The sequence below is a fragment of the Flavobacterium sp. ALJ2 genome, from assembly GCF_015594725.1.
Lineage (GTDB): Bacteria > Bacteroidota > Bacteroidia > Flavobacteriales > Flavobacteriaceae > Flavobacterium.
Genome location: NZ_JADNRC010000006.1, coordinates 257,948 through 278,838 on the forward strand (window position 1 = coordinate 257,948; position 20,891 = coordinate 278,838).

General features: G+C 27.3%; 30 protein-coding genes. 3 read left to right on the top strand and 27 right to left on the bottom strand.

Going from position 1 to position 20,891, the window contains the following annotated elements; translation table 11 throughout:
• The first annotated feature begins 21 nt into the window (after nucleotides 1-21).
• Genes IUY40_RS09255 through IUY40_RS09265 form a run of 3 tightly spaced genes read left to right on the top strand, consistent with a single transcriptional unit; the run spans nucleotide 22 to nucleotide 2,062 of the window.
• Nucleotides 22-1,293 carry a beta-ketoacyl-[acyl-carrier-protein] synthase family protein gene (locus IUY40_RS09255; protein ID WP_195736579.1) on the top strand — a complete coding sequence of 424 codons (1,272 nt, stop codon included), beginning with the start codon at nucleotides 22-24 and terminating at the stop codon, nucleotides 1,291-1,293.
• Nucleotides 1,294-1,310: 17 nt separating this feature from the next.
• Nucleotides 1,311-1,565, top strand: coding sequence for an acyl carrier protein (locus tag IUY40_RS09260; RefSeq protein ID WP_195736580.1), 255 nt, complete (start codon nucleotides 1,311-1,313; stop codon nucleotides 1,563-1,565).
• Nucleotides 1,562-2,062, top strand: a complete 501-nt coding sequence (locus IUY40_RS09265) for a 4'-phosphopantetheinyl transferase superfamily protein (protein ID WP_195736581.1) — start codon at nucleotides 1,562-1,564, stop codon at nucleotides 2,060-2,062. The genes IUY40_RS09260 and IUY40_RS09265 overlap by 4 nt, the downstream gene beginning before the upstream one ends.
• 93 nt (nucleotides 2,063-2,155) lie before the next feature.
• Here IUY40_RS09265 and IUY40_RS09270 read toward each other — a convergent pair whose 3' ends face one another.
• From IUY40_RS09270 to IUY40_RS09400, 27 genes are all read right to left on the bottom strand, one after another.
• The gene (locus IUY40_RS09270) at nucleotides 2,156-2,752 is read right to left on the bottom strand and encodes a 3'-5' exonuclease (protein WP_195736582.1); all 597 of its coding nucleotides are present in this window, start codon (nucleotides 2,750-2,752) and stop codon (nucleotides 2,156-2,158) included.
• 1 nt (nucleotide 2,753) lies between these two features.
• A complete protein-coding gene (locus IUY40_RS09275) occupies nucleotides 2,754-4,670 on the bottom strand; it encodes a DUF294 nucleotidyltransferase-like domain-containing protein (RefSeq protein ID WP_195736583.1) in 1,917 nt (638 codons plus the stop codon).
• 834 nt (nucleotides 4,671-5,504) lie between these two features.
• Nucleotides 5,505-5,942, bottom strand: a complete 438-nt coding sequence (locus IUY40_RS09280) for a hypothetical protein (RefSeq protein ID WP_195736584.1) — start codon at nucleotides 5,940-5,942, stop codon at nucleotides 5,505-5,507.
• A 629-nt stretch (nucleotides 5,943-6,571) separates the two neighbouring features.
• Nucleotides 6,572-7,366 (bottom strand): hypothetical protein, encoded by a 795-nt coding sequence (locus IUY40_RS09285; RefSeq protein WP_195736585.1) that lies wholly within the window; start codon nucleotides 7,364-7,366, stop codon nucleotides 6,572-6,574.
• Between the two features lie 134 nt (nucleotides 7,367-7,500).
• Entirely contained in the window at nucleotides 7,501-8,070 is a 570-nt protein-coding gene (locus IUY40_RS09290) for a hypothetical protein (RefSeq protein ID WP_195736586.1), read from the bottom strand.
• 188 nt (nucleotides 8,071-8,258) lie between these two features.
• Nucleotides 8,259-8,849 carry a hypothetical protein gene (locus IUY40_RS09295; protein ID WP_195736587.1) on the bottom strand — a complete coding sequence of 197 codons (591 nt, stop codon included), beginning with the start codon at nucleotides 8,847-8,849 and terminating at the stop codon, nucleotides 8,259-8,261.
• A 3-nt stretch (nucleotides 8,850-8,852) separates the two neighbouring features.
• On the bottom strand, nucleotides 8,853-9,443 hold the full coding sequence (locus tag IUY40_RS09300; protein ID WP_195736588.1) for a hypothetical protein: 591 nt from the start codon (nucleotides 9,441-9,443) through the stop codon (nucleotides 8,853-8,855).
• Between the two features lie 3 nt (nucleotides 9,444-9,446).
• Complete coding sequence (locus tag IUY40_RS09305) at nucleotides 9,447-10,043, bottom strand: hypothetical protein (protein WP_195736589.1); 597 nt, start codon at nucleotides 10,041-10,043, stop codon at nucleotides 9,447-9,449.
• Nucleotides 10,044-10,046: 3 nt separating this feature from the next.
• Nucleotides 10,047-10,640, bottom strand: coding sequence for a hypothetical protein (locus tag IUY40_RS09310; protein WP_195736590.1), 594 nt, complete (start codon nucleotides 10,638-10,640; stop codon nucleotides 10,047-10,049).
• A 3-nt stretch (nucleotides 10,641-10,643) separates the two neighbouring features.
• Complete coding sequence (locus IUY40_RS09315; protein ID WP_195736591.1) at nucleotides 10,644-11,234, bottom strand: hypothetical protein; 591 nt, start codon at nucleotides 11,232-11,234, stop codon at nucleotides 10,644-10,646.
• A gap of 3 nt (nucleotides 11,235-11,237) precedes the next feature.
• Nucleotides 11,238-11,831, bottom strand: coding sequence for a hypothetical protein (locus IUY40_RS09320; protein ID WP_195736592.1), 594 nt, complete (start codon nucleotides 11,829-11,831; stop codon nucleotides 11,238-11,240).
• Nucleotides 11,832-11,834: 3 nt separating this feature from the next.
• Nucleotides 11,835-12,425 carry a hypothetical protein gene (locus IUY40_RS09325; protein ID WP_195736593.1) on the bottom strand — a complete coding sequence of 197 codons (591 nt, stop codon included), beginning with the start codon at nucleotides 12,423-12,425 and terminating at the stop codon, nucleotides 11,835-11,837.
• Between the two features lie 62 nt (nucleotides 12,426-12,487).
• Nucleotides 12,488-13,081, bottom strand: a complete 594-nt coding sequence (locus IUY40_RS09330; RefSeq protein ID WP_195736594.1) for a hypothetical protein — start codon at nucleotides 13,079-13,081, stop codon at nucleotides 12,488-12,490.
• 60 nt (nucleotides 13,082-13,141) lie between these two features.
• Entirely contained in the window at nucleotides 13,142-13,741 is a 600-nt protein-coding gene (locus tag IUY40_RS09335) for a hypothetical protein (RefSeq protein ID WP_195736595.1), read from the bottom strand.
• A 62-nt stretch (nucleotides 13,742-13,803) separates the two neighbouring features.
• Entirely contained in the window at nucleotides 13,804-14,397 is a 594-nt protein-coding gene (locus IUY40_RS09340) for a hypothetical protein (protein WP_195736596.1), read from the bottom strand.
• 62 nt (nucleotides 14,398-14,459) lie between these two features.
• Nucleotides 14,460-15,053, bottom strand: coding sequence for a hypothetical protein (locus IUY40_RS09345; RefSeq protein ID WP_195736597.1), 594 nt, complete (start codon nucleotides 15,051-15,053; stop codon nucleotides 14,460-14,462).
• The gene (locus IUY40_RS09350; protein ID WP_195736598.1) at nucleotides 15,050-15,490 is read right to left on the bottom strand and encodes a hypothetical protein; all 441 of its coding nucleotides are present in this window, start codon (nucleotides 15,488-15,490) and stop codon (nucleotides 15,050-15,052) included. The genes IUY40_RS09345 and IUY40_RS09350 overlap by 4 nt, the downstream gene beginning before the upstream one ends.
• Nucleotides 15,491-15,511: 21 nt before the next feature.
• Entirely contained in the window at nucleotides 15,512-16,093 is a 582-nt protein-coding gene (locus tag IUY40_RS09355; protein WP_195736599.1) for a hypothetical protein, read from the bottom strand.
• Between the two features lie 14 nt (nucleotides 16,094-16,107).
• Nucleotides 16,108-16,446 carry a hypothetical protein gene (locus IUY40_RS09360; protein ID WP_195736600.1) on the bottom strand — a complete coding sequence of 113 codons (339 nt, stop codon included), beginning with the start codon at nucleotides 16,444-16,446 and terminating at the stop codon, nucleotides 16,108-16,110.
• A 126-nt stretch (nucleotides 16,447-16,572) separates the two neighbouring features.
• Nucleotides 16,573-17,157 carry a hypothetical protein gene (locus IUY40_RS09365; protein ID WP_195736601.1) on the bottom strand — a complete coding sequence of 195 codons (585 nt, stop codon included), beginning with the start codon at nucleotides 17,155-17,157 and terminating at the stop codon, nucleotides 16,573-16,575.
• Nucleotides 17,158-17,169: 12 nt separating this feature from the next.
• Nucleotides 17,170-17,475: a hypothetical protein gene (locus IUY40_RS09370; protein WP_195736602.1), complete on the bottom strand. Its 306-nt coding sequence runs from the start codon at nucleotides 17,473-17,475 to the stop codon at nucleotides 17,170-17,172.
• A 63-nt stretch (nucleotides 17,476-17,538) separates the two neighbouring features.
• Complete coding sequence (locus IUY40_RS09375) at nucleotides 17,539-18,144, bottom strand: hypothetical protein (protein WP_195736603.1); 606 nt, start codon at nucleotides 18,142-18,144, stop codon at nucleotides 17,539-17,541.
• 5 nt (nucleotides 18,145-18,149) lie between these two features.
• Entirely contained in the window at nucleotides 18,150-18,422 is a 273-nt protein-coding gene (locus IUY40_RS09380) for a hypothetical protein (protein ID WP_195736604.1), read from the bottom strand.
• Between the two features lie 82 nt (nucleotides 18,423-18,504).
• Entirely contained in the window at nucleotides 18,505-19,092 is a 588-nt protein-coding gene (locus IUY40_RS09385; protein WP_195736605.1) for a hypothetical protein, read from the bottom strand.
• 2 nt (nucleotides 19,093-19,094) lie between these two features.
• Nucleotides 19,095-19,661: a hypothetical protein gene (locus IUY40_RS09390; protein WP_195736606.1), complete on the bottom strand. Its 567-nt coding sequence runs from the start codon at nucleotides 19,659-19,661 to the stop codon at nucleotides 19,095-19,097.
• A gap of 128 nt (nucleotides 19,662-19,789) precedes the next feature.
• On the bottom strand, nucleotides 19,790-20,602 hold the full coding sequence (locus tag IUY40_RS09395) for a hypothetical protein (RefSeq protein WP_195736607.1): 813 nt from the start codon (nucleotides 20,600-20,602) through the stop codon (nucleotides 19,790-19,792).
• 4 nt (nucleotides 20,603-20,606) lie between these two features.
• On the bottom strand, nucleotides 20,607-20,891 hold a 285-nt coding region (locus IUY40_RS09400), incomplete at its 5' end, for a hypothetical protein (RefSeq protein WP_229335476.1).

Sequence of the window (20,891 nt, forward strand, 5' to 3'; positions counted from 1 at the left end):
TAATCTTTAAAATAAGATAAGATGCAAAAAAGAGTTGTCATTACGGGTCTTGGAGTTGTTGCCCCAAATGGAGTTGGACTTGATGCATTTACAAATGCAATAAAAAAAGGCATATCAGGTATTAAACACGATGCCGAATTAGAACGCTTGCAGTTTTCATGTCAGATCTCAGGAAAGCCTGAGTTATCTGCTGAATTGATTGGCACCTATTTTACAGAACTTGAATTACGCAATTTTAATGCCACCGGAATTCTATATGGTGTAATTGCTGGTTTAGATGCTTGGAAAGATGCAGGATTAGCAATTCTGAAAAATGAAGAGCCTGATTGGGATAGCGGAACAATTTTTGGAGCAGGAACCTCGGGGATAGAAAAATTTAGAGAAAGCATCTACAAAATAGATGATTTTCAAACGAGACGATTAGGAAGTACCGTTGTAGCACAAACCATGATTAGTGGTATAAGTGCCTATTTAGGCGGTAAACTAGGTCTTGGAAATCAAGTTACCACTAATTCATCAGCCTGTACAACTGGTACTGAAAGTGTTTTAATGGCATATGAACGAATCAAATTAGGACAAGCCAAACGAATTTTAGCAGGTAGTACTAGCGATTCTGGACCTTATATTTGGGGAGGATTTGATGCCATGAAAGTCTGTACATTCAAACACAATGACACTCCCGAAAGCGGCTCAAGACCTATGAGTGCTAGTGCTTCTGGTTTTGTTCCAGGAAGTGGGGCAGGAGCTTTACTGCTAGAAGATCTAGAAACTGCTCTTAATAGGGGAGCTCGAATTTATGCAGAAGTCTTAGGAGGAAATATAAATTCCGGCGGACAGCGCGGCAGCGGAAGCATGACTGCTCCAAATGCAACAGCTGTACAAAAATGTATTAGCAATGCATTAGAAAATGCTTCAGTTTCAGCCTCTGAAATTGATTTGATTAATGGACATCTTACGGCCACCTCCAAAGACGCTTTGGAGATAGAAAACTGGAGTATTGCATTAAATCGTAAGGGTAATGATTTCCCATATTTAAACGCGTTAAAATCAACTGTAGGACATTGCTTATCTGCTGCAGGAAGCATTGAGCTTGTGGCTTCGGTCTTGCAATTACATCAAGGGTTTATTTTTCCAAATGTAAATTGTGAAGATTTAAATCCTGAAATCACATCTATTATCGACAAATCTAAAATTCCAACTCGATTAATTAATTCTAATTTAAATATAGTTGCCAAAGCTAGCTTTGGTTTTGGCGACGTTAATGGCTGCGTAATTTTAAAAAAATACAACTAAAAAATAATTATTAAAATATGGATAACCAACATCTACTAACTGAATTAAAGAAAATCGTAAAGCCTTATACGAAAAATGATACTGCTTTTGAAAATTTTACTGAAGAAACAAATTTCATAACTGATTTGAATATTAATTCTGCCAATTTAGTCGACATTGTTTTAGATGTCGAAGAAGCTTTTGATATTATTATCGATAATGAATCAATGGAAAAAATGATTAATGCAAAAGCAGCTCTGAGCATTATTCAATCTAAGCTAAATGAAAAATGATTGGAAATGACATAATCGACCTAGAAACTGCACAACGAGAAAGTAACTGGAAACGTAAAGGCTTTTTGGATAAAATTTTCACTACTCAAGAACAATTGCTTATTTTAAATTCTGATTCACCCGAAATTATGGTTTGGAATTTATGGAGCCGGAAAGAAGCTGCTTATAAAATATACAATCGCGACACTAAAATAAATGGTTATTTTCCAAAGAAGTTAATTTGTTTTTACGAATGTGCAAATTTTGGAACCGTAACCATAAATAACATTCTGTATTATACGCAATCGACAATTACAAAAGAATACATAAAAACTATTGCAGTTTCTAAAAAAGAGGATTTAAACAGAATTATCACAGTAAACAACGATATTAAAATACTTAAAGACCAAGGGATTCCATATATAATTGACCCCATTACAAAAGCTGAAATACCAATTTCAATAAGTCATCATGGGCGTTTTATTGAATCTGTAAGAATTGATGAAGTAATAAAATAAAATGTAAATTAAATACGAATTCCTCAAATTTACTCTAATAGCTTTATTAAAATTTGCGGAATTCATTTTTGACTTTAAACTTTTTTATAAATATTAGTTTATACCCAATCTCGATTTGAGCTTCAAGAATAACAAAGCAATTTTATATGCATCTTCTGAGGAAGAATTTCTTTCAGTTTTTGGTATTTTATAAATATCGCATAATTCATCTAAAGAAAACTGCCTGTCGTTAATATCATGAAGTTTTCGATACATAACATCTACATCTAATGCTTCATTTTTCAGTCTTCCACAATCTAATTTTTCCAAGGCTGCGTTAATCATTTCAACATCAAAATTAATATGATGTCCGACTAGAACTCCATTTCCAATATATTCGATTAAGGCTTTAAGCGCATCTGGCTCTGGAAGTTTTTCCATTTTGCTTTCAATAATAAACTCGTTTGTAAGTCCATTATCATGAAAGAATTTATATTGTAATAAGACAGCTTCAAAACTATCCTGAATAAGAATACTATTGTCTTTTACTGCAAACGAACCAAAAGACAGGATTACATCTTTTGCTGGATTTAATCCCGATGTTTCAGTAGATAATACAACAAAGCGTTCTGATTTAGTCTCAAATTTGGCAAGATATTCTTTCCAGAAATCAGGGTATTCTTTATTGATATTTTTCAGCCATTCTAGCATATTACGAAAATTGGGTCAGTTGAAATTTATTTTTTATAAGCTCTTCTAGCTCTTTCATAGGAGCTAATGCATTTTTTAATTTTTCTTTATCGCTTTTTGATAGTTCAGTTAAGTTGATATACTGCCCTGAATCATCATTTTTTAATCCCTCAACGGTTCTAAACTTTGACAAGGTTAAAAAAGCTTCAGCACAACTAAGATAAATATCCGCATTTTTAGAATCAGTAATCGCTAATTGTTTGAATCTTAAATAGGTATTCTTAATTCCTTTTATATTAAAACTCAATATAAATAAACGTGCTCCATCAATTAATGGCATCAATGCGCGAGTTTTTATATCAAACTTAAATTTATGCGGCCCTTCCTCTTCAACATTAAATTTCTTAAAGAAACTTAAAGGTGAATTTTTTCTTAATGCATCATTTCCTAAGAAATCAAAAAACAAAGTGTTATTTATTGCATTCTTAAATATCACATTTTCTATCACTTCTTCAATTTTAGGTTCTCCAAAAACAATTTCGTAATCAAAAAATATACTACTTAAATCATTGCTATTTTCACCTGGAGTATTCATCCAACTGTTGTATTGTTTTGTCCAGTCTGTCAGTGATTTACACCATAACATATTACTTGCCATATGTCCGTTAGGACAATACTCATATCCAATTTTTTCTAAAGTTGCAGTAGTTCTTTTAGCCAAACGCAAAAAATAATCTTTTACATCACGATACTTATCCGGCGTTACATCTTCAAAAATTAAAATGCTATCCTGATCAGTCAATAAAAGTTGCTCTTTTCTTCCTTGACTCCCAATGCTTAACCAGGCAAATCGAGCAGGAGGTGAGCCCATTTCTAAAATTGAAAGCTCAACGGAACGTTTTATCAGTGCCAAATTAATCTCATTGGCAATATTACTTATATGTGAAAGCGGAATGTTCTTTTGAATATAATTTTGAATCAAATCTGATAAACGATCCCTAATTTGTTTTAACTCTTTAGGTAATTGCGAACGCTTAATCTCTTTTATCAATACACCTGGATTGCTAGCTTGTGCAACAATTAAATCATGCTCTGAAATAATTCCTTTTACAGCTGATTTATTTGTTCCATCTTTTGTAACACACAAATGACTCACATTATGCTTTAGCATTAATAATTGTGCTTCGGCTAATGAAACATTTTCTATTACAGTTACAACTGGCGAAGACATGATTTTATCTACTGTTTCATCTATTGAAAATCTCCCTGTTGCAATTTTAGATGACATATCAGCATCGGTAACAATACCAATTGGATTATTATTATCACAAATAACAATATTATCTACCATAGCATCAGTCATACGCAAAGCAACATCTTTTACAATATTGTTTGATAATGCTTTTAATGGCGAGATATTATAGCTTAGTGACTGTATATATTGTATTTCTGATTGTTGATCTGAATAGAATATATTATCTGAAATATGATTTCCTTTTAAATCTGAATTGTCTTTGGTTTGACGCGTATTTGCAGCAAAACTTTCTAACAAGAAATTTAAAACATCTGGATTATTTGCAACAAAAGGCCTAAATACCGCAATTGGTATTGCATAAACAATACTTTCTTCTCTGGCTTTTGCGGTCATCATATAGTTATTCTTGGCAAAAAAAGGACGCAAACCAAATATATCACCATCATGGCATTTATTTAATAATGTCTCTTCAGCATCAGCAATTACTGATAAATTTATAACACCAGAGGCAACAACGTAAAAACTATCGTGTAATGCATCGTTAATTTGAAACAATACTGCATGTTTTTCTAAATTAATAACACGAATATTGGTTGCAATATCAGATAACTCTTGAAAAGTTAAATTATTGAATGGCGGATATTCCTTCAAGAAATCTGCAATATGCTCAGCAATTGTATTCATAAGTTTGATAGATTTTTAGAAAGTATCGTTTGTAAAAATAATAAAATAAACCCTTACAATGAAAGTATAAATAGTTTTGAATTTATTTTTTACAATATATTAAGCTAAAATAAGCAATAAAAACCTTAATTAACAAAGATAGGGTTTGTTATGAATATTTTTAGGTTTAAAAACATTCTATTTTACATAATATAAATTATAGTTCATTTGTAATACACACTTATTAACAAATAATTTATGTCCCTAAAACGAAGTTCACTCGAAAATTACACGCTTTTTCTTGTAGAATTGCAGAAAATGCGACACACAAAGTTTAAACCTAAAACTTTTTTAAAACAGATTCGACCATTTTGTAAAACCGAACATCATACCTTTAAACTTTTGTATATACGTGTACGTGGTTCAAATCTAGGTATTTCTATTGATATACAAAAAGATTGTTTCGTTGTTCGTCAAAATCAATCCTTACACGAATTTATTTTTTATTGTGATTCCTCAAAGCATTTACTAACTAAATTCAACATTTGTTTGTGTTAATGGCGGTTTCAAAATCAAAAATATCATACATGAAATAGAAATACAAATCAGTATTATTTTTATGACTAATACTACCCCGACGCCTTATAGCTGTACAATATTTAATAAAGATAAAAGCGTACGACCTATAAAAATAGAATTCTGTAAATCAATATTTTACTTGCATAACTGGTGCAAAAATGTCGGGTTTGATTATCACTACATTAATATTTACAATAGAAAAACTGGTAATTATATCGCTCGGCAATACTGTAATGATTATATAATAGATAAGCCTTTGTATTAATTTACAAAGGCTTATTTACTTGGATAAAAATAATTGTATAAAGATAATAAGAATGCAAAAAGCAATAGAATAAATGTAAATATTATGGAATATTTATCTAATCGGTCTTTCCATAAAGCTTTGTTGTATTCCTTCTTAAAACCATTTGTTTTTATTTTAAGTAAACCCTCTGCTGTTATACTTACGCTATTATATTCTGGTTGTTTATATACATCATATTTAATCAATCCTTGGCTTTTAAGGTAACCTAAAGCTGTTGATAATTGATTAGGTCTGTCGTAATCATCTAACATGTTTTCAACCATATCACTATATTTCTTTCTTCTTTTAGGCGTTTTATATCCTTTAGGAAAGACATGTTCAAGTAGTTCCGCAGGATTTATTGCTCCATTCTCGTGAGAAAGGTACTCTAGTATAGCATCAAAAAAATCAAATGGTTTGTCGCGCATAATTATGTTTTTTATAATTAAAATTTTTATGAGGTATAATTATTTATTCTTTTATAACAATTGACAAAGTAAAATTAAAATTAATACAAAGTTTATCATGTTTTTTTAAGGTATATTTTTTACAACAATGCACTCACATGAATTAAATTATTCACTGATTACTCACTGAAATTATTACCTCTTGCGAAAAAATATTTTAAATTAAGTTTTCTCCTTTTTTATTTTTAAACCATAATGACATTTTACTGTGTTTCTATTTTACATAATAAAGTATTCTTTTAACTTACCTGTTAATAACATAAATTTCCGTGATTTACATTCCCTAAAGAAGAATTATATTCGCCTTATAACAGATACAACTCCAAAGTGCAAAATATTCAGGATCGCAATGTAAAACGTTTCTGTGAAATGCTAGGAATAAACCAAGGTACCTGGACATATGAACTTGGTGACGGCTGGAATCTGCAAAAAAAAAATAGCGAGACTCCCCTACCAAACAGATTTCTGTTTCTTTTAAAATTTATATAAAAATTATTTTCATAATAATTAAATTATTAGTAAATTCTGTGTTATCAACTACCCTTTTTACTAATTCTTTATCATCATAATAACCAAAAGTTGTTACCAAACTATTTAGAATTAATTTCTCTTCTTATATTTAAAAATATTTCTTCCTTATAATGAAATGAAGTGTCCTTCTGAATTTCAAAAATGGCGCTTTTATATTTTACCCTGCTATGCGAAGTATCCAAAGCTGTAATTGCCTTTACCTTTGTCATATACTCATTTTGATTGGCTTTATTACTTGTTATAAAATTTATTATTTCGGTACATCCTTCATTTATTACATCTTGAGATTCAAAACACAGTAAAGATTCACCTGTGTCTGATTTAACAAATTTTGTTTTTCCAGTACATTCTACATTGCCAATTGATTTTAAATTCCAATTAATTGTAATGTTATTGGATTGCTCATCATCTTCTATTTTTGGATTAAAAAAGATTAAATTCCAAAAAGGTTCTTTAAACTTATTTTGCATAAAAATTTGTTCATCGTATACATTTATATTAAATTTTTCTAATATATCTTTTGCATTTTCGTTGCCATCGTATTCTTCCATCAGGATAGCGGTGTTTTCTTCCCATCTTTCAAGCCATTCTCTATATTCAATCAGCTTAACAAATTCTCCTTGACTTGTAGTTTGAATTTTAATTGGATAAGTAAGCTGTTCTAAATTTTCTAGAAATGTTAAATAGCTATTTTTATGACTAGGTGTATTAATAACTTTTGTCTTGCTGATTTCGTAGGTATTAAAATTTGATTTTTTTTCTAAAGCTAGAAATTCAACATTAAAAGAGGTTTGGATTTCTTTTGCATTATCATTGACTATTGTGCTTATTTTATGTGTTATTTCGAACGTCATTTTCTGAGTTGTTTTTCTTGGGTGAATACTTTTTTAATCTTCATATCATGTGTTTTCGGAATTTGTCGAGCCAACATGAATAATGTCTATCTTAGAATTTAAACACAAAACATTATCATAATATTCTCTTACATTTAAGGGCGTGGTTCTATTGCAGCAGTATAATATGTTTCATTATCTATAAGTTTTCCGTTACTATCGTATTTTCTTATAATTGTTTTTCCCGTGATATATTTAATTTTGTGTATTGAGCTACCATTATTTAAAATACTTATATCTTTAATAGAATCTTTATAATAATATCTTTTTGTATCGGTCTTTATATTGCCAATAGAATCATATAAAGTTCTATTTTGAAGATAACCATTCTTAATTTGCATTATAGATTTTATCAATTCATTTTTATACATCTCTTGAATCTCTAATTTTCCATCGAGATTGCCGTTAGTATTGATTGAAAATTTCATAAATGATTCTTCTGTTTTTGCAATATAATTTCCCTTTTTTAAATTTACTTTTTGACTTCCGTTTACAGTTCCATTTTTGTATGTTTTTTTATAAAGCGCTATTGAAGGTTTATAAACTGTTGATTCATGGATAAAATAATCCTTTTCATCTATTGTTTGGTATTTAATGTACTTTATCTTCTGAGAAAAACATGTTATTTGTATAAGGCATAGTATTGTTGTTAGTATATATTTCATTCTGTTTTTTTATTTATTACTTTATCTAAGTCGTTTTAACGAGTGTGATAATCTCTAATGAAAAGAAGAGTTTGGTCCACATAATGCAAATAATATTGTGCTAGCAAGAAGGGTTATTTTTTTCATATTTCTTCATTCATAAATATACAATCAACTACATCGTAGTGTATATCTAGTTCTATTCATGATTACCAATTAATTTTTTTTACTACATAAAAAGATTCTTTTTTCCCTCTTATAGCTTTGAAATGAATAGAATCTTTAATTTTTTCAAAGTCATAAATCAGTGCTTTGTTTTCATTTCTAAATTTATCATAAGTTGTTAATTTTATTGTGTCTCCAAATTTTAAATTTTCCAAAGACCTAGTAATATTATTTTTTTTCAGTAATTCCTGAGCATCTTTTTTAGAAATTAAATGATTTCTTTCTTTTAAAATAATACTAATTGGTTTGTTTGTTGATGATTCATCAAAATCTAATTGATAAATTGGATCTGTTTTGTTTTGCTTTTTATAGACCTGAAAATCAACTACCTCATCCCATAAAGTTTTATTATCAACCCTATAGAGCCAAACAACATAATCAACCGAAGAATTCATTGTAACTTTAAATTCAATTGGAACTGATATTACCACGCTATCTTTGGTAGATGGATTTTTTAAACTTGGAAGAATTGTTACCATTTCCTTAGATTCAATTTGTTTAACTTCAATAGGTTCTTTTGATTCGCAAGAAATTAAAAACAAAAATGCAACAATACAACAAAACAAAAATTTCATAATCTACCAATTTATTTTTTTATCTAAATAGAAAAAGCTTTCATCTTCTTTCTTGACTTTAAACATAATAGTATCATTGATTTTATTAAGTTCATTAATAAAAAAAATATTTTGAGTTCTGAATTTATTATAAGTTGTAAGTTCAATAAAATCAATTTTTTCTAAATCTTTAACAGACTTATTAATATGATATTTTTTTATTAATGCCTCAGCATCTTTTTTAGAAATTAAATGATTTCTTTCCTTAATAATAATATTTATTAATTTATCATTTGATTTAATAAGATCTAATTTTAGTATCTCTTTTGTATTATTTTTTTTATTATAAACTTGATAATCTATATGGTTTGGGTTTAAAATTTTATTGTTAACATGATATGACCAATTTATATAATGTATAGGAGAGTTTATTTTTATTTCATATTCTGTGGGAAGGCATATAAGAAAGCTATCCTTTATGATACTTCGATTCATAAAATTATCTTCTATGGTTACAAGTTCATTAGATATAATTTGTTTAACCTCAATAGGGGCTTTTGAATTACAAGAAATTAAAAATAAGAAGATTAATATGTATATATAAGTGTGTTTCATGCTTTACCAATTAATTTTTTTCTTTACAAGAATTGTTTCACCTTTACCACTTCCTTTCCAAATATTAAAAATTATGGAATCATTTGTTTTCCTCAAATCGTAAATGATATTAACATTATCTTTTCTAAATTTATTATATGGAACTATTTTAATAGTATCGCCATATTTTAAATTATTTAAAGACTCATTAATATTATATTTATTGAGTAGATCTTTAGCATCCAATATAGATATTAAATGATTTCTTTCTTTTATAATAATATGAATAGGTTTGTCAGATGACAAATATGTATTTAATGAGTATATCGGTTTTGTTTTGTTTTGTTTGTTATAGATTTCATAGTCTGAAAGTCCTGCAAAGAGTCTTTTTTTATTAATAATGTAGGATAAATCAATCTCTCTAATTTTAGAAGAGGTTATTGTTATTTCAAATTCTGTTGGGATACTTATAAAAACGCTGTCTTTTATATATTTTTTTTTAAAATTTGCTTGAATAGTTACCATTTCATCGGAAATAATTTGCTTAACTTCAATAGGAGCTTTGGATTCACAAGAAATTAAAAATAAGAACATTAATATGTATATATAAGTGTGTTTCATGCTTTACCAATTAATTTTTTTATCTAAATAGAAAAAGCTTCCATCACTTTTCATTACTCTAAATTTTATTGAATCATTAATTTTGTTAAAATCATCAATCATCTCCTTATTTTCTATTCTAAATTTATCATAAGTTGTTAATTTTATGGTATCGTTAGAATTTAAATTATCTAAAGACCTGTTCACATTGTATTTTTTTAATAATTCCTGAGCCTCTTTTTTAGAAATTAAATGATTTCTTTCTTTAAGAATAATACTAATAGGATTACTATTTAGTGTTTCTTTAAAATCTAATTGGCGTATTTGTTTTGTTTTGTTTTGTTTGTCATAAACCTGATAATCAAAACGGCTTTCGTTTAGAATTTCACCATTAACATTATAATGCCAGGCTATGTAAGCAAGAGAAGAATTTATTGTTATTTCAAATTCTAAAGGAATACTTATGCGAATACTATCTTTTATTGAACTACGATCTTTATAATTATCTTCAAGAGTTACCATTTCATTAGAAACAATTTGCTTAACTTCAATAGGAGCTTTGGATTCACAAGAAATTAAGAATAAAGAGATTAAAATGTAGCAAAAATTATGTTTCATATTTTACCAATTGATTTTTTTATCTAAATAGAAAAAGCTTCCATCACCTTTCATTACTCTAAATTTTATTGAATCATTAATTTTATTAAAATCATCAATCATTTCCTTGTTTTCTATTCTAAATTTATCATAAGTTGTTAATTTTATAGTGTCTCTAAATTTTAAATTATCTAAAGACCTGTTGATATTGTATCTTTTTAGTATTTCCTGGGCATCTTTTTTAGAAATTAAATGATTTCTTTCTTTAAGAATAATACTAATTGATTTGTTTTTAAATGATTTCTCAAAATCTAATTGATGTATAGGCTTTGTTTTGTTTTGCTTATTATAAACTTGATATTCAACAAAATCATCCCATAGAGTTTTCCCATCTACCCTATAGTGCCAAGCTATATAGTTAACTGAAGAATTTATAATTATTTCAAATTCTGTCGGTATCGATATAACAATACTATCTTTAATAGATGGATTTTTTAAACTTGGAAGAATTGTTACAATTTCGTTAGAAATAATTTGCTTAACTTCAATAGGAGCTTTGGATTCACAAGAAATTAAAGATATAGAGATTAAAATGTAGAAAAAATTATGTTTCATATTTTACCAATTAATTTTTTTATCTATATAGAAAAAACTTCCATCTCGTTTCATTACTGTAAAATTAATAGAATCATTAATTTTATTAAAATCACTGATTATATGTTTGTTCTCTTCCCTGAATTTATCATAAGTGGTTAATTTTATAGTATCTTTAGATTTCAGATCCTCCAAAGACCGTTTAATGTTATATTTTTTCAGTAATTCTTGAGCGTCTTTCTTAGAAATTAAATGCTTTTTTTCTTTTACAATAATAGTGTCATATTTTTCGTTAAATGACTTTTCAAAATTTAATCGTAATATTTCTTCTCCTTTATTTTTTTTATTAAAAACTTGATAATCAATACGACTTGGGTTTAATGTTTTATTATCAACACGATAATACCAAGTAATATTATGAATCTGAGAATTTATTTTTATCACATACTCCGTGGGAATAGTTATACGAAAACTATCTTTTATTGCATTTCTATTCATATAATTATCTTCTATTGTTACAAATTCTTTAGAAGTAATTTGTTTAACTTCAACAGGAGCTTTTGAGTTACAAGAAATTAAAAATAAAGAGATTAAAATGTAGAAAAAATTATGCTCCATATTTTACCAATTTATTTTTTCCTTTATCTTTATCGGGTTTTTCTCTTTTCTATTCTGAATAACAAATATTATAGAATCAGGAATTCTGCGCAGCTCCTCAATAAATTTAGGGTTATCTTCTCTGAATTTTTTATACGATACTAGCGGTATCGTATCATCTATACTTTTTATATTCTCTACAGCAGTTTTAGGATTGTACTTTTTAATTAATTTTTGAGCTTCCTCTTGTGATATTTTTATTTTTCGTTCCACTAAATATATACTCTTTGGATAATTAGGGTATTGATATCTATCTAATGAAAAAATTACTTTATCAGTTTTACTGTTGTAAATTAAATAATTAGCATTTGTACATAAACTATTATCCTTTTCATAATAAATACCTACAAACGATATTTTCGGAAAATTATTTAGATATAAGTTAAATTCAAAAGGTATAGTCACTACTAAATCTTCTCCTTTTTCAGGAAACCTTATTTTGGTAATAGATACATTTTTCTCTGAAACTATTTCTTTAAAATATTTTTTTTCTTTGCAATTTGTAAAACATAGTGCAAAAAGTATTGTGCAGATAAGGAGTGTTATTTTTTTCATATTTCTTCGTTCATAAATATACAATCAACTACGTCATAGTATGTATCTGGTCCTATTCATGATTACCAATTTATTCTCGCCTTGGCATGTGTAGGTTTTTTCTCCCTTTTATTATGAATAACAAATGTTATAGAATCTGGAATTCTGCGCAGCTCCTCAATAAATTTAGGATTATCTTCTTTAAATTTTTTATACGATACCAGTGGTATTGTATCATTGGTGCTTTTTATATTCTCTACAGAAGTTTTTGGGTTATATCTTTCAATTAATTTTAGAACTTCTTCTTTTGAGATTTTCATTTTTCGTTCTACAATATATATTCCTTCGGGGTAATTAGGATATTTGAAATTATCAAGCGCAAAAAACATTTTATCATTATGACTGTCAAATATTAAATAATCATCAACTTCCGAACATAAATGATTATTTTTTTTATAATAAATATCTACACGCCATATATTAGAAAAATTATTAAGATATAAGTTAAATTCTATAGGTATTGTAATTACCAAATCTTCTTTATTTTTGGGGAATTCAGCCAATGTTATACCGACATTTTTTTTCGAAACTATTTCTTTAAAATAGGTTTTTTCTTTGCAATTTGTAAAACATAGTACAAAACACACAATACTAGTAAGGAAAGTTATTTTTTTCATATTTCTTCGTTCATAAATATACAATCAACTACATCGTAATATATCTAATTCTATTCATGATTACCAATTTATTTTTTCCTTTATTTGTATTGTTTTTTTTTCTTTTCGGTTCTTAATAACAAACTTTATAGAATCAGGAATTCTGCGCAACTCCTCAATAAATTTGGGGTTATCTTCTCTAAATTTTTTATACGATACTAGCGGTATCGTATCATCTATACTTTTTATATTCTCTACAGCAGTTTTTGGATTGTACTTTTTAATTAATTGTTGAGCTTCTTCTTTTGAGATTTTCATTTTTTGTTCAACCAAATATATACTCTTTGGATAATTAGGGTATTTAAAGTCATCAAGCGTGAAAATTGTTTTATCCGTTTGACTCTCATTTATTAGAAAATCTTGTACAATAACACATGGATGATGATTATTTTCATAATAAATATTAACACGACGTATATTAGGAAAATCATTTAGATACAAGTTAAACTCAACAGGTATATTAATTATCAAATCATCTTTTTCTTTATCCTTAGCAAATCTTAATTTCGTGATACTTACATCCTTTTCAGAAACAATTTCTTCAAAATATTTTTTTTCTTTGCAATTTGTAAAACATAATGCAAATAATATTGTGCAGATAAGGAGTGTTATTTTTTTCATATTTCTTCGTTCATAAATATACAATCAACTACATTATAATACGTGTCTAGTCCTATTCATGATTACCAATTTATTTTTTCCTTTATCTGTACTGGGTTTTTCTCTTTTCTATTCTGAATAACAAATGTTATAGAATCGGGAATTCTGCGCAACTCCTCAATAAATTTCGGGTTATCTTCTCTAAATTTTTTATACGATACTAGCGGTATCGTATCATCTATACTTTTTATGTTTTCTACAGCAGTTTTTGGGTTATATTTCTCAATTAATTTTTGAGCATCTTTTTTTGATATTTTTATTTTTCGTTCCACTAAATATATACTATTTGGATAATTAGGGTATTGAAATTCATCAAGCGAAAGAATAACCTTGTCATTCTCACTTTCAATCATTAAATAATCATCGATATCTGAGCATAAACGATTATCTTTTTCATAATAAATACCTACGTACCATATATTCGGAAAATTATTTAGATATAAAGCAAATTCGATTGGTATAGTCACTACTAAATCTTCTCCTTTTTTAGGAAACCTTATTTTGGTAATAGATACATTTTTTTCTGAAACTATTTCTTTAAAATAGGTTTTCTCTTCGCAATTTGTAAAACATAATGCAAATAATATTGTGCTAGCAAGAAGGGTTGTTTTTTTCATATTTCTTCGTTCATAAATATACAATCAACTACATTATAATACGTGTCTAGTCCTATTCATGATTACCAATTTATTTTTTCCTTTATCAGTATCGGGTCTTTTTCCTTTTTTTTCTGAATTACAAATGTTATAGAATCAGGAACTCTGCGCAACTCCTCAATAAATTTTGGGTTATCTTCTCTGAATTTTTTATACGATACTAGCGGTATCGTATCATTAGTACTTTTTATATTCTCTACAGCAGTTTTTGGGTTATATCGTTCAATAAATTTTTGAGCTTCCTCTTTTGATATTCTCATTTTTCGTTCCACTAAATATATACTATTTGGATAATTAGGGTATTGATAACGATCTAATGAAAAAATTATTTCATCACTCTTACTGTTGTAAATTATATAATCATCAACATCTGAGCATAAACGATTATCTTTTTCATAATAAATATTAACAAACCATATATTAGGAAAATTATTAAGATATAAGTTAAATTCAAGCGGTATAGTCACTACTAAATCTTCTCTGTTTTTGGGAAATTCAGCCAATGTTATACCAACATTTTTTTCCGAAACTATTTCTTTAAAATAGGTTTTTTCTTTGCAGTTTGTAAAGCATAATGCAAAAAGTAATGTACTAATAAGGAAAGTTATTTTTTTCATATTTCTTCGTTCATATATATACAATCAACTACATCGTAATACGTGTCTAGTTCTTCATCTCGTACTCCGTAAGTTATCAGTGTATGGGTTAAGGTTTTTTTTGTTGTAAATCTTCTATCTCTTATTTGTTGATGTGTTTTTAGTTTTCCTGTGAACAGATCATTCATAATTTCAGAATTTACAGGAAGAGACCTAAAGAAATTATCTTTTGCCCAGCTATTCTCTATAAATGACAAGACTGCATCAAGCCCTTTTGTTTTGGTGTTTTGCCAGCTAATCCACATATGCTCGTTAAAAACTTCATCTGATTCGGCTAGTATATCCTGAACCATCCATTCAAAAACAAATATCCCAAAAGCCGCAATTTGTGCACCCGGAACAAATGCTAATGCTGTAGAAACAGAAGGTGTGGTAAGGTTTCCGTTACTGCTAAGCATTGGTATTATTTTTATTATAAACTACCAGTTAATTTTCTCTCCTTTAACAAAAACTTTACCTTTATTTGAGGTGACTCTAAAAAATATTGAATCGTCAACCTTTCTTAAATCATTAATCATTGAATTATTTTCTTTTCGGAATCTACTGTAAGGAATTATTTTTATTGTATCTCCAAATTTTAAATTGTCCAACGATTGCTTGACATCATACTTTTTTAGTAATTCTTTTGCTAGATTTTTTGAAATTAAATGATTTCTTTCTTTTATGATAATATTAATAGGGTCATTAGATGATAAATAAGGCTTAAACGTAAGTATAGGTTTATTACTTTTTTTGTCAGAAATTTCGTAATCAACAATATTCATTAAAGTAACTTTGTCAATAAAGTTATAGATATTGATTGAAATTAGATTATTTGAGTTCATTATTATTTTAAATTCTTTTGGAAAATGGATATCAACACTATCTTTTTCTTGCGTTTTTTTATTATTTGTTATAGTAACCATTTCATTAGAGGTAAATTGCTCTATCGTTATGGGAGCTTTCTTTTTACAAGAAATTATTAAAAGCGATATGCTTATTAAAAATATTATTTTTCTCATTGAGTTTGGTTTTATTAATTGATAAAAACAGAATCTATTATTGTTATCTCTTGTTCTATATTTTTATCGAATAGGGTATAATAATAAACATTATAATATTCCGTAAATTCAAGATTTTTAATTTCTAATTGTTGGAAAGTTGTTATTTCTTCAAATGTTTTTAAATCTCCTTTTAAAATTTTATTTAAAATGTCTTGGCTTACATGAACAAAACCAAAACCATTTTCAATAGCCCAGTAACTCTGTATAAAATCTTGAGCATATTTTAATCCTTTACATTTAACATTTTGCCAATCTGCCCACATACTTTCATCTACAACTTCTTTCGATTCCTTAAGAGATCCTTTTACCATTCACCCAATTGCTTCTACACCAAAAGCAATTACTTGTAATTGAGGTATAATACCAACAAAAGTAGATAACGAAGGCATATTAAATTTTTCGTTATTGCTAAGCATTGGTATTATTTTTATTATAAACTACCAATTAATTTTTTCTCTTTTAACAAAAATTTCTCCCTTATTGAGAGTAACTCTAAAAAATATAGAGTCTTCAACTCTTTTTAAATCATTAATTATTTTGTTATTTTCATTTCTAAAATGATTATAAGGGATTAATTTTATTGTATCGCCAAATTTTAATTTATCCAGCGATTGTTTTATATTATATCTTTTTAATAATTCTTCAGCATCTTTTTTAGAAATTAAATAATTTCTTTCTTTTATAATAATATTAATTGGATTTTGAGATGATAAATAAGATTCAAATGTGAGTATAGGTTTTGTGTTTTTCTTATCAGAAATCTCATAATCTACAACGTCAGCTAACATCTTTTTATTAATCACATAATAAATATCCAAAGCTATAATGTTTTTTGAATTCATTACTATTTTAAATTCCTTTGGAAAATGGATATCAACGCTATCTTTTGAGTGTATTTTTTTTTCATTATATGTAATAGTAACAATCTCATCAGTGTCAATTTCTTCGATCAATATAGGTTCTCTATTTTTGCAAGAATTTATTAAACATGATATACATACTAAAACTATTATTTTTTTCATTTGAGTTAAGTTTTATGAATTAATAAAAATCGAATCTATTAAGATTAAGTTTGTTTTTCTTTCCTTATCGAATAAAGTGTAATAAAAAACAGTATAAGAAACTGATAATTGAGGATAACCGTTTTTAACTATTTCTTCTTGCTGAAAAGTTTTTATTTCGTTAAATGATTTAAGTTCACCTTTTAAAATTTTGTTTAGAAGGTTTTGGTCTACTTGCTGAATTAATCCAAAACCACTATCTGTTGCCCAACTATTTCGAATAAAATCTTGAGCATATTTTAATCCTTTACCTTTTGCATTTTGCCAATCTGCCCACATACTTTTTTCAAAAGCTATACCTAATTTCTTTTTATTGATTTAACAACCCAATCATTCATCAAATTATTTATCCAACCATTTAATTTTTTCACCAATAACTTTTGACTTTCCCTCAAAAAAACCAATACTAAAAATAAGGGAGTCTGGCACTTTACGCATCTCTTTTATAAATTGTGGATTATCTTGGATATATTTTTTATAAGAAACTAATTTCAGAGTATCTTTTCCTGTTTTTATATCATTGATAGAAGTTCTCGGATTGTATTTTTTTATTAATATTTCAGCTTGTTTCTTAGAAATATGTTGATATTGCGAAATAAATATTTTTTTTGGATATGTATTGTAATTTAAATCCTCTATTGCATATATAATTTTATCATTTTGAGCATTAAAGATCGAAAAATCTTCAATTTGTATTAATTGCTTCCTATCGATTCTACAATAAATTTTAACATCTTGAATTTTTGAGGAGTTTAAATTTAATTTAAATTCAATAGGTACATTCATACTTATACTATCCTTTTCTTCGGAACCACGAATTTTCGTAAAAGTAATATTCTTTTCAGATAGTACTTCCTGAAAATATGGTGTGTTGGACGGTTTACAACCTAATAATAATAATAATAAAATTATTATTATTGCTAAAAAAAAGAAAATGTACTTTTTCATAAAAATTATTGTTCGTTAATGAATATTGAATCTATTATATCAAATGTTTTTTCTGATATATCAAATGTTTTTTCTGATGTTTCTTCTTTTACTTTATAATGTATTACAGTGTAAAATTTATTTTCCGCATAATTTTCGGAGTTAGATTTTCTTAATTCTGTGAGTGTTTTGATTTTTCCTTTTAGTAACTTATCTAAAATAGATTGACTAACGTAGGTGCTTTCAAATTGATTTTCAATAGCCCAGTAACTCTGTATAAAATCTTGAGCATATTTCAATCCTTTACCTTTTGCCTATATACTTTTTTCAAAAGCTATACCTACTTTTTTTGTTGATTTAACAACCCAATCATTCATCAAATTATTTATTCAACCATTTAATTTTTTCTCCAATAACTTTTGATTCCTTTTTAAAAAAGCCAATACTTAGAATAAGAGAGTCAGGCTCCTTTCTCATTTCTTTTATAAAACTTGGGTTATCCTCAATATATTTTTTGTACGAAACCAATTTTATTGTATCTGCACCTGTTCTTATGTTGTTTATTGAAGCTAAAGGATTATATTTTTTTATTAATAATTCAGCCTCCTTTTTAGAAATATGTTTAATTTGACGTATATATATACTTTCGGGATAAATATTATTTTCTCCCTTTTCTATAACTGACATAACTTTATTACTCTTGCCATTGTAGACTAAAAAATCTTCAACCTGCATTAATTGTTTTCCATTTATTACATAGTAAATAACTAGAGATTTAATATCCGAATTATTTAAATTTAATGAAAATTCAATAGGGATACTTAAAGTAATACTATCACTTTGTACTGGACCACGAACTTTAGTAAGGGTAATTTCTTTTGTGGAAATTAGTTCCTGGAAGTAGGGGGATTTTCTAGATTGACATCCTACTAACAGATATAAAATTATTATTAAGATATTTTTGGTCATAATTATTGTTCATCATTAATGAATATTGAATCTACTATGTCAATTGTTTTTTCTGTATTTTCATCGTTTGTTTTGTAATGTATTAATGTATAGTTTTTATAACTATCGAAGTCATTGATATTTAAATCCGTTAATTCTTTAAGAGTTTTAGATTTTCCTCGTAATAGTTGGTCTACAGTTTCTTTACTTACTATTTGACTTTGAAAATTTTTCTTTCTAGCCCAAGAACTCTGTATAAAATCTTGAGCATATTTTAATCCTTTACATTTTGCATTTTGCCAATCTGCCCACATACTTTCATCTACAACTTCTTCCGATTCCTTAAGAGATTCTTTTACCATCCACCCAATTGCTTCTACACCAAAAGCAATTACTTGTAATTGAGGTATAAAACCAACAAAAGTAGATAACGAAGGCATGTTAAACTTTTCGTTGCTACTAAGCATTGGTATCATTTCTTTCATTTCTTTCAGCACCTCAAATTGTCCATAATATTTAGTAGCTTCTTTGGCAAATTTAACCGTTTTAGCTTTAAAATTATTTACTGCCATAAAACCTCTTCCTTCCATTGGTATATCTACAATTTTTTCGTCGATATAAATTTGGGAAGTATTTTTACTTGTTTTAAAAAAAGTAGCTCCTTCTTCAATAGTATAGCTGGCGGATTCTAATTTATTAGTATCTAAATTAATAGCTTCTACATAAATTTGTTTATATCTGCCTGAAATCTAAAAGTAGTTATTGTTCGAAGTTTAATCATTGAAAACTTTTTAACCGTTCCATCTGGCATTTTTTCAATAGCATATAAAATTATAGCTCCGTTATTAGAATATATTTCTGGAAGTCCATATCTATGATCGTTAATAGCCGGCTTTATAAACAAAGTAGTTTTCGAAGGATAAACATGTAGTAGGTTATTCACAGAGTTCCACTTTTGATTATAGTATTTCCAGGTCCAATAAAATTCTAAATGTATATTATAACTTAATTTTTTATCTTTTATGATATCATTATACCACTTTGGGCTCAAGAACAATTCTATTGTTATTCGGTGTTTTCCGTTTACTTCTCTAACAACAGCATCTCTAAAAACCTTTTGACCATCGAATTTGTTGTCGTCAAAATTGGGTGACGGTTTAAAAAGGGTGTCTTTATCCCAAAGCTGAAATGTAATATTTGTTCCCAAAGGAATTTGATTGCTTACATTTAATTGAAAGTAAACCGTTTCTTCTAAATATGCTTTAGGATTTATGCTATCTCGCTCTAAATTTCGCGTTCCTTCATAATCAGGACTCCACCAGGCCGAAAAAGTAATTTCTTGTTCTTCCTCTTCCTCTTCTTTTACCACATAATCCCCAAACTTTTTTCCACCATTTTTTCCATGAAAAGTAATCTCTTTTGGAGATTTAAAGTTCAATGGTCCTTCAGAAGCACTTATTGTAATAGACTCTGCTTCCTTATAGGATGTTCCAAATATGTTTCGTATTATATTTCCGCTTTCTTCTATCATATTACTATACTTTTACCTCTTTACCGCTATCAATATTTAGCTCATTAGCACTTTCCACATTTATAGATTCTTTAGTACTTGTGTATATACCTTTCTTCATGTTTTCAGTAATGTTTTTAGCTTTAGAATTTCTTCCTATCAATGCACTCTCTATAATATTACTTGCTGTAAGACTATAATTTTCTGTTGCCATTTCTATAATGCTCTCCCCAGCAATAACATTGACATTTTTTTGTGCATTAGCCACAATATCTTGTCCTGCAGACATAATTATACTTGTGCCAGCATT

Coding starts and splice junctions, on each gene's coding strand:
- IUY40_RS09255 (WP_195736579.1), top strand. CDS start 22: ATGCAAAAAAGAGTTGTCATTACGGGTCTTGGAGTTGTTGCCCCAAAT.
- IUY40_RS09260 (WP_195736580.1), top strand. CDS start 1,311: ATGGATAACCAACATCTACTAACTGAATTAAAGAAAATCGTAAAGCCT.
- IUY40_RS09265 (WP_195736581.1), top strand. CDS start 1,562: ATGATTGGAAATGACATAATCGACCTAGAAACTGCACAACGAGAAAGT.
- IUY40_RS09270 (WP_195736582.1), bottom strand. CDS start 2,752: ATGCTAGAATGGCTGAAAAATATCAATAAAGAATACCCTGATTTCTGG.
- IUY40_RS09275 (WP_195736583.1), bottom strand. CDS start 4,670: ATGAATACAATTGCTGAGCATATTGCAGATTTCTTGAAGGAATATCCG.
- IUY40_RS09280 (WP_195736584.1), bottom strand. CDS start 5,942: ATGCGCGACAAACCATTTGATTTTTTTGATGCTATACTAGAGTACCTT.
- IUY40_RS09285 (WP_195736585.1), bottom strand. CDS start 7,366: ATGACGTTCGAAATAACACATAAAATAAGCACAATAGTCAATGATAAT.
- IUY40_RS09290 (WP_195736586.1), bottom strand. CDS start 8,070: ATGAAATATATACTAACAACAATACTATGCCTTATACAAATAACATGT.
- IUY40_RS09295 (WP_195736587.1), bottom strand. CDS start 8,849: ATGAAATTTTTGTTTTGTTGTATTGTTGCATTTTTGTTTTTAATTTCT.
- IUY40_RS09300 (WP_195736588.1), bottom strand. CDS start 9,443: ATGAAACACACTTATATATACATATTAATCTTCTTATTTTTAATTTCT.
- IUY40_RS09305 (WP_195736589.1), bottom strand. CDS start 10,043: ATGAAACACACTTATATATACATATTAATGTTCTTATTTTTAATTTCT.
- IUY40_RS09310 (WP_195736590.1), bottom strand. CDS start 10,640: ATGAAACATAATTTTTGCTACATTTTAATCTCTTTATTCTTAATTTCT.
- IUY40_RS09315 (WP_195736591.1), bottom strand. CDS start 11,234: ATGAAACATAATTTTTTCTACATTTTAATCTCTATATCTTTAATTTCT.
- IUY40_RS09320 (WP_195736592.1), bottom strand. CDS start 11,831: ATGGAGCATAATTTTTTCTACATTTTAATCTCTTTATTTTTAATTTCT.
- IUY40_RS09325 (WP_195736593.1), bottom strand. CDS start 12,425: ATGAAAAAAATAACACTCCTTATCTGCACAATACTTTTTGCACTATGT.
- IUY40_RS09330 (WP_195736594.1), bottom strand. CDS start 13,081: ATGAAAAAAATAACTTTCCTTACTAGTATTGTGTGTTTTGTACTATGT.
- IUY40_RS09335 (WP_195736595.1), bottom strand. CDS start 13,741: ATGAAAAAAATAACACTCCTTATCTGCACAATATTATTTGCATTATGT.
- IUY40_RS09340 (WP_195736596.1), bottom strand. CDS start 14,397: ATGAAAAAAACAACCCTTCTTGCTAGCACAATATTATTTGCATTATGT.
- IUY40_RS09345 (WP_195736597.1), bottom strand. CDS start 15,053: ATGAAAAAAATAACTTTCCTTATTAGTACATTACTTTTTGCATTATGC.
- IUY40_RS09350 (WP_195736598.1), bottom strand. CDS start 15,490: ATGCTTAGCAGTAACGGAAACCTTACCACACCTTCTGTTTCTACAGCA.
- IUY40_RS09355 (WP_195736599.1), bottom strand. CDS start 16,093: ATGAGAAAAATAATATTTTTAATAAGCATATCGCTTTTAATAATTTCT.
- IUY40_RS09360 (WP_195736600.1), bottom strand. CDS start 16,446: ATGGTAAAAGGATCTCTTAAGGAATCGAAAGAAGTTGTAGATGAAAGT.
- IUY40_RS09365 (WP_195736601.1), bottom strand. CDS start 17,157: ATGAAAAAAATAATAGTTTTAGTATGTATATCATGTTTAATAAATTCT.
- IUY40_RS09370 (WP_195736602.1), bottom strand. CDS start 17,475: ATGTGGGCAGATTGGCAAAATGCAAAAGGTAAAGGATTAAAATATGCT.
- IUY40_RS09375 (WP_195736603.1), bottom strand. CDS start 18,144: ATGAAAAAGTACATTTTCTTTTTTTTAGCAATAATAATAATTTTATTA.
- IUY40_RS09385 (WP_195736605.1), bottom strand. CDS start 19,092: ATGACCAAAAATATCTTAATAATAATTTTATATCTGTTAGTAGGATGT.
- IUY40_RS09390 (WP_195736606.1), bottom strand. CDS start 19,661: ATGGAAGGAAGAGGTTTTATGGCAGTAAATAATTTTAAAGCTAAAACG.
- IUY40_RS09395 (WP_195736607.1), bottom strand. CDS start 20,602: ATGATAGAAGAAAGCGGAAATATAATACGAAACATATTTGGAACATCC.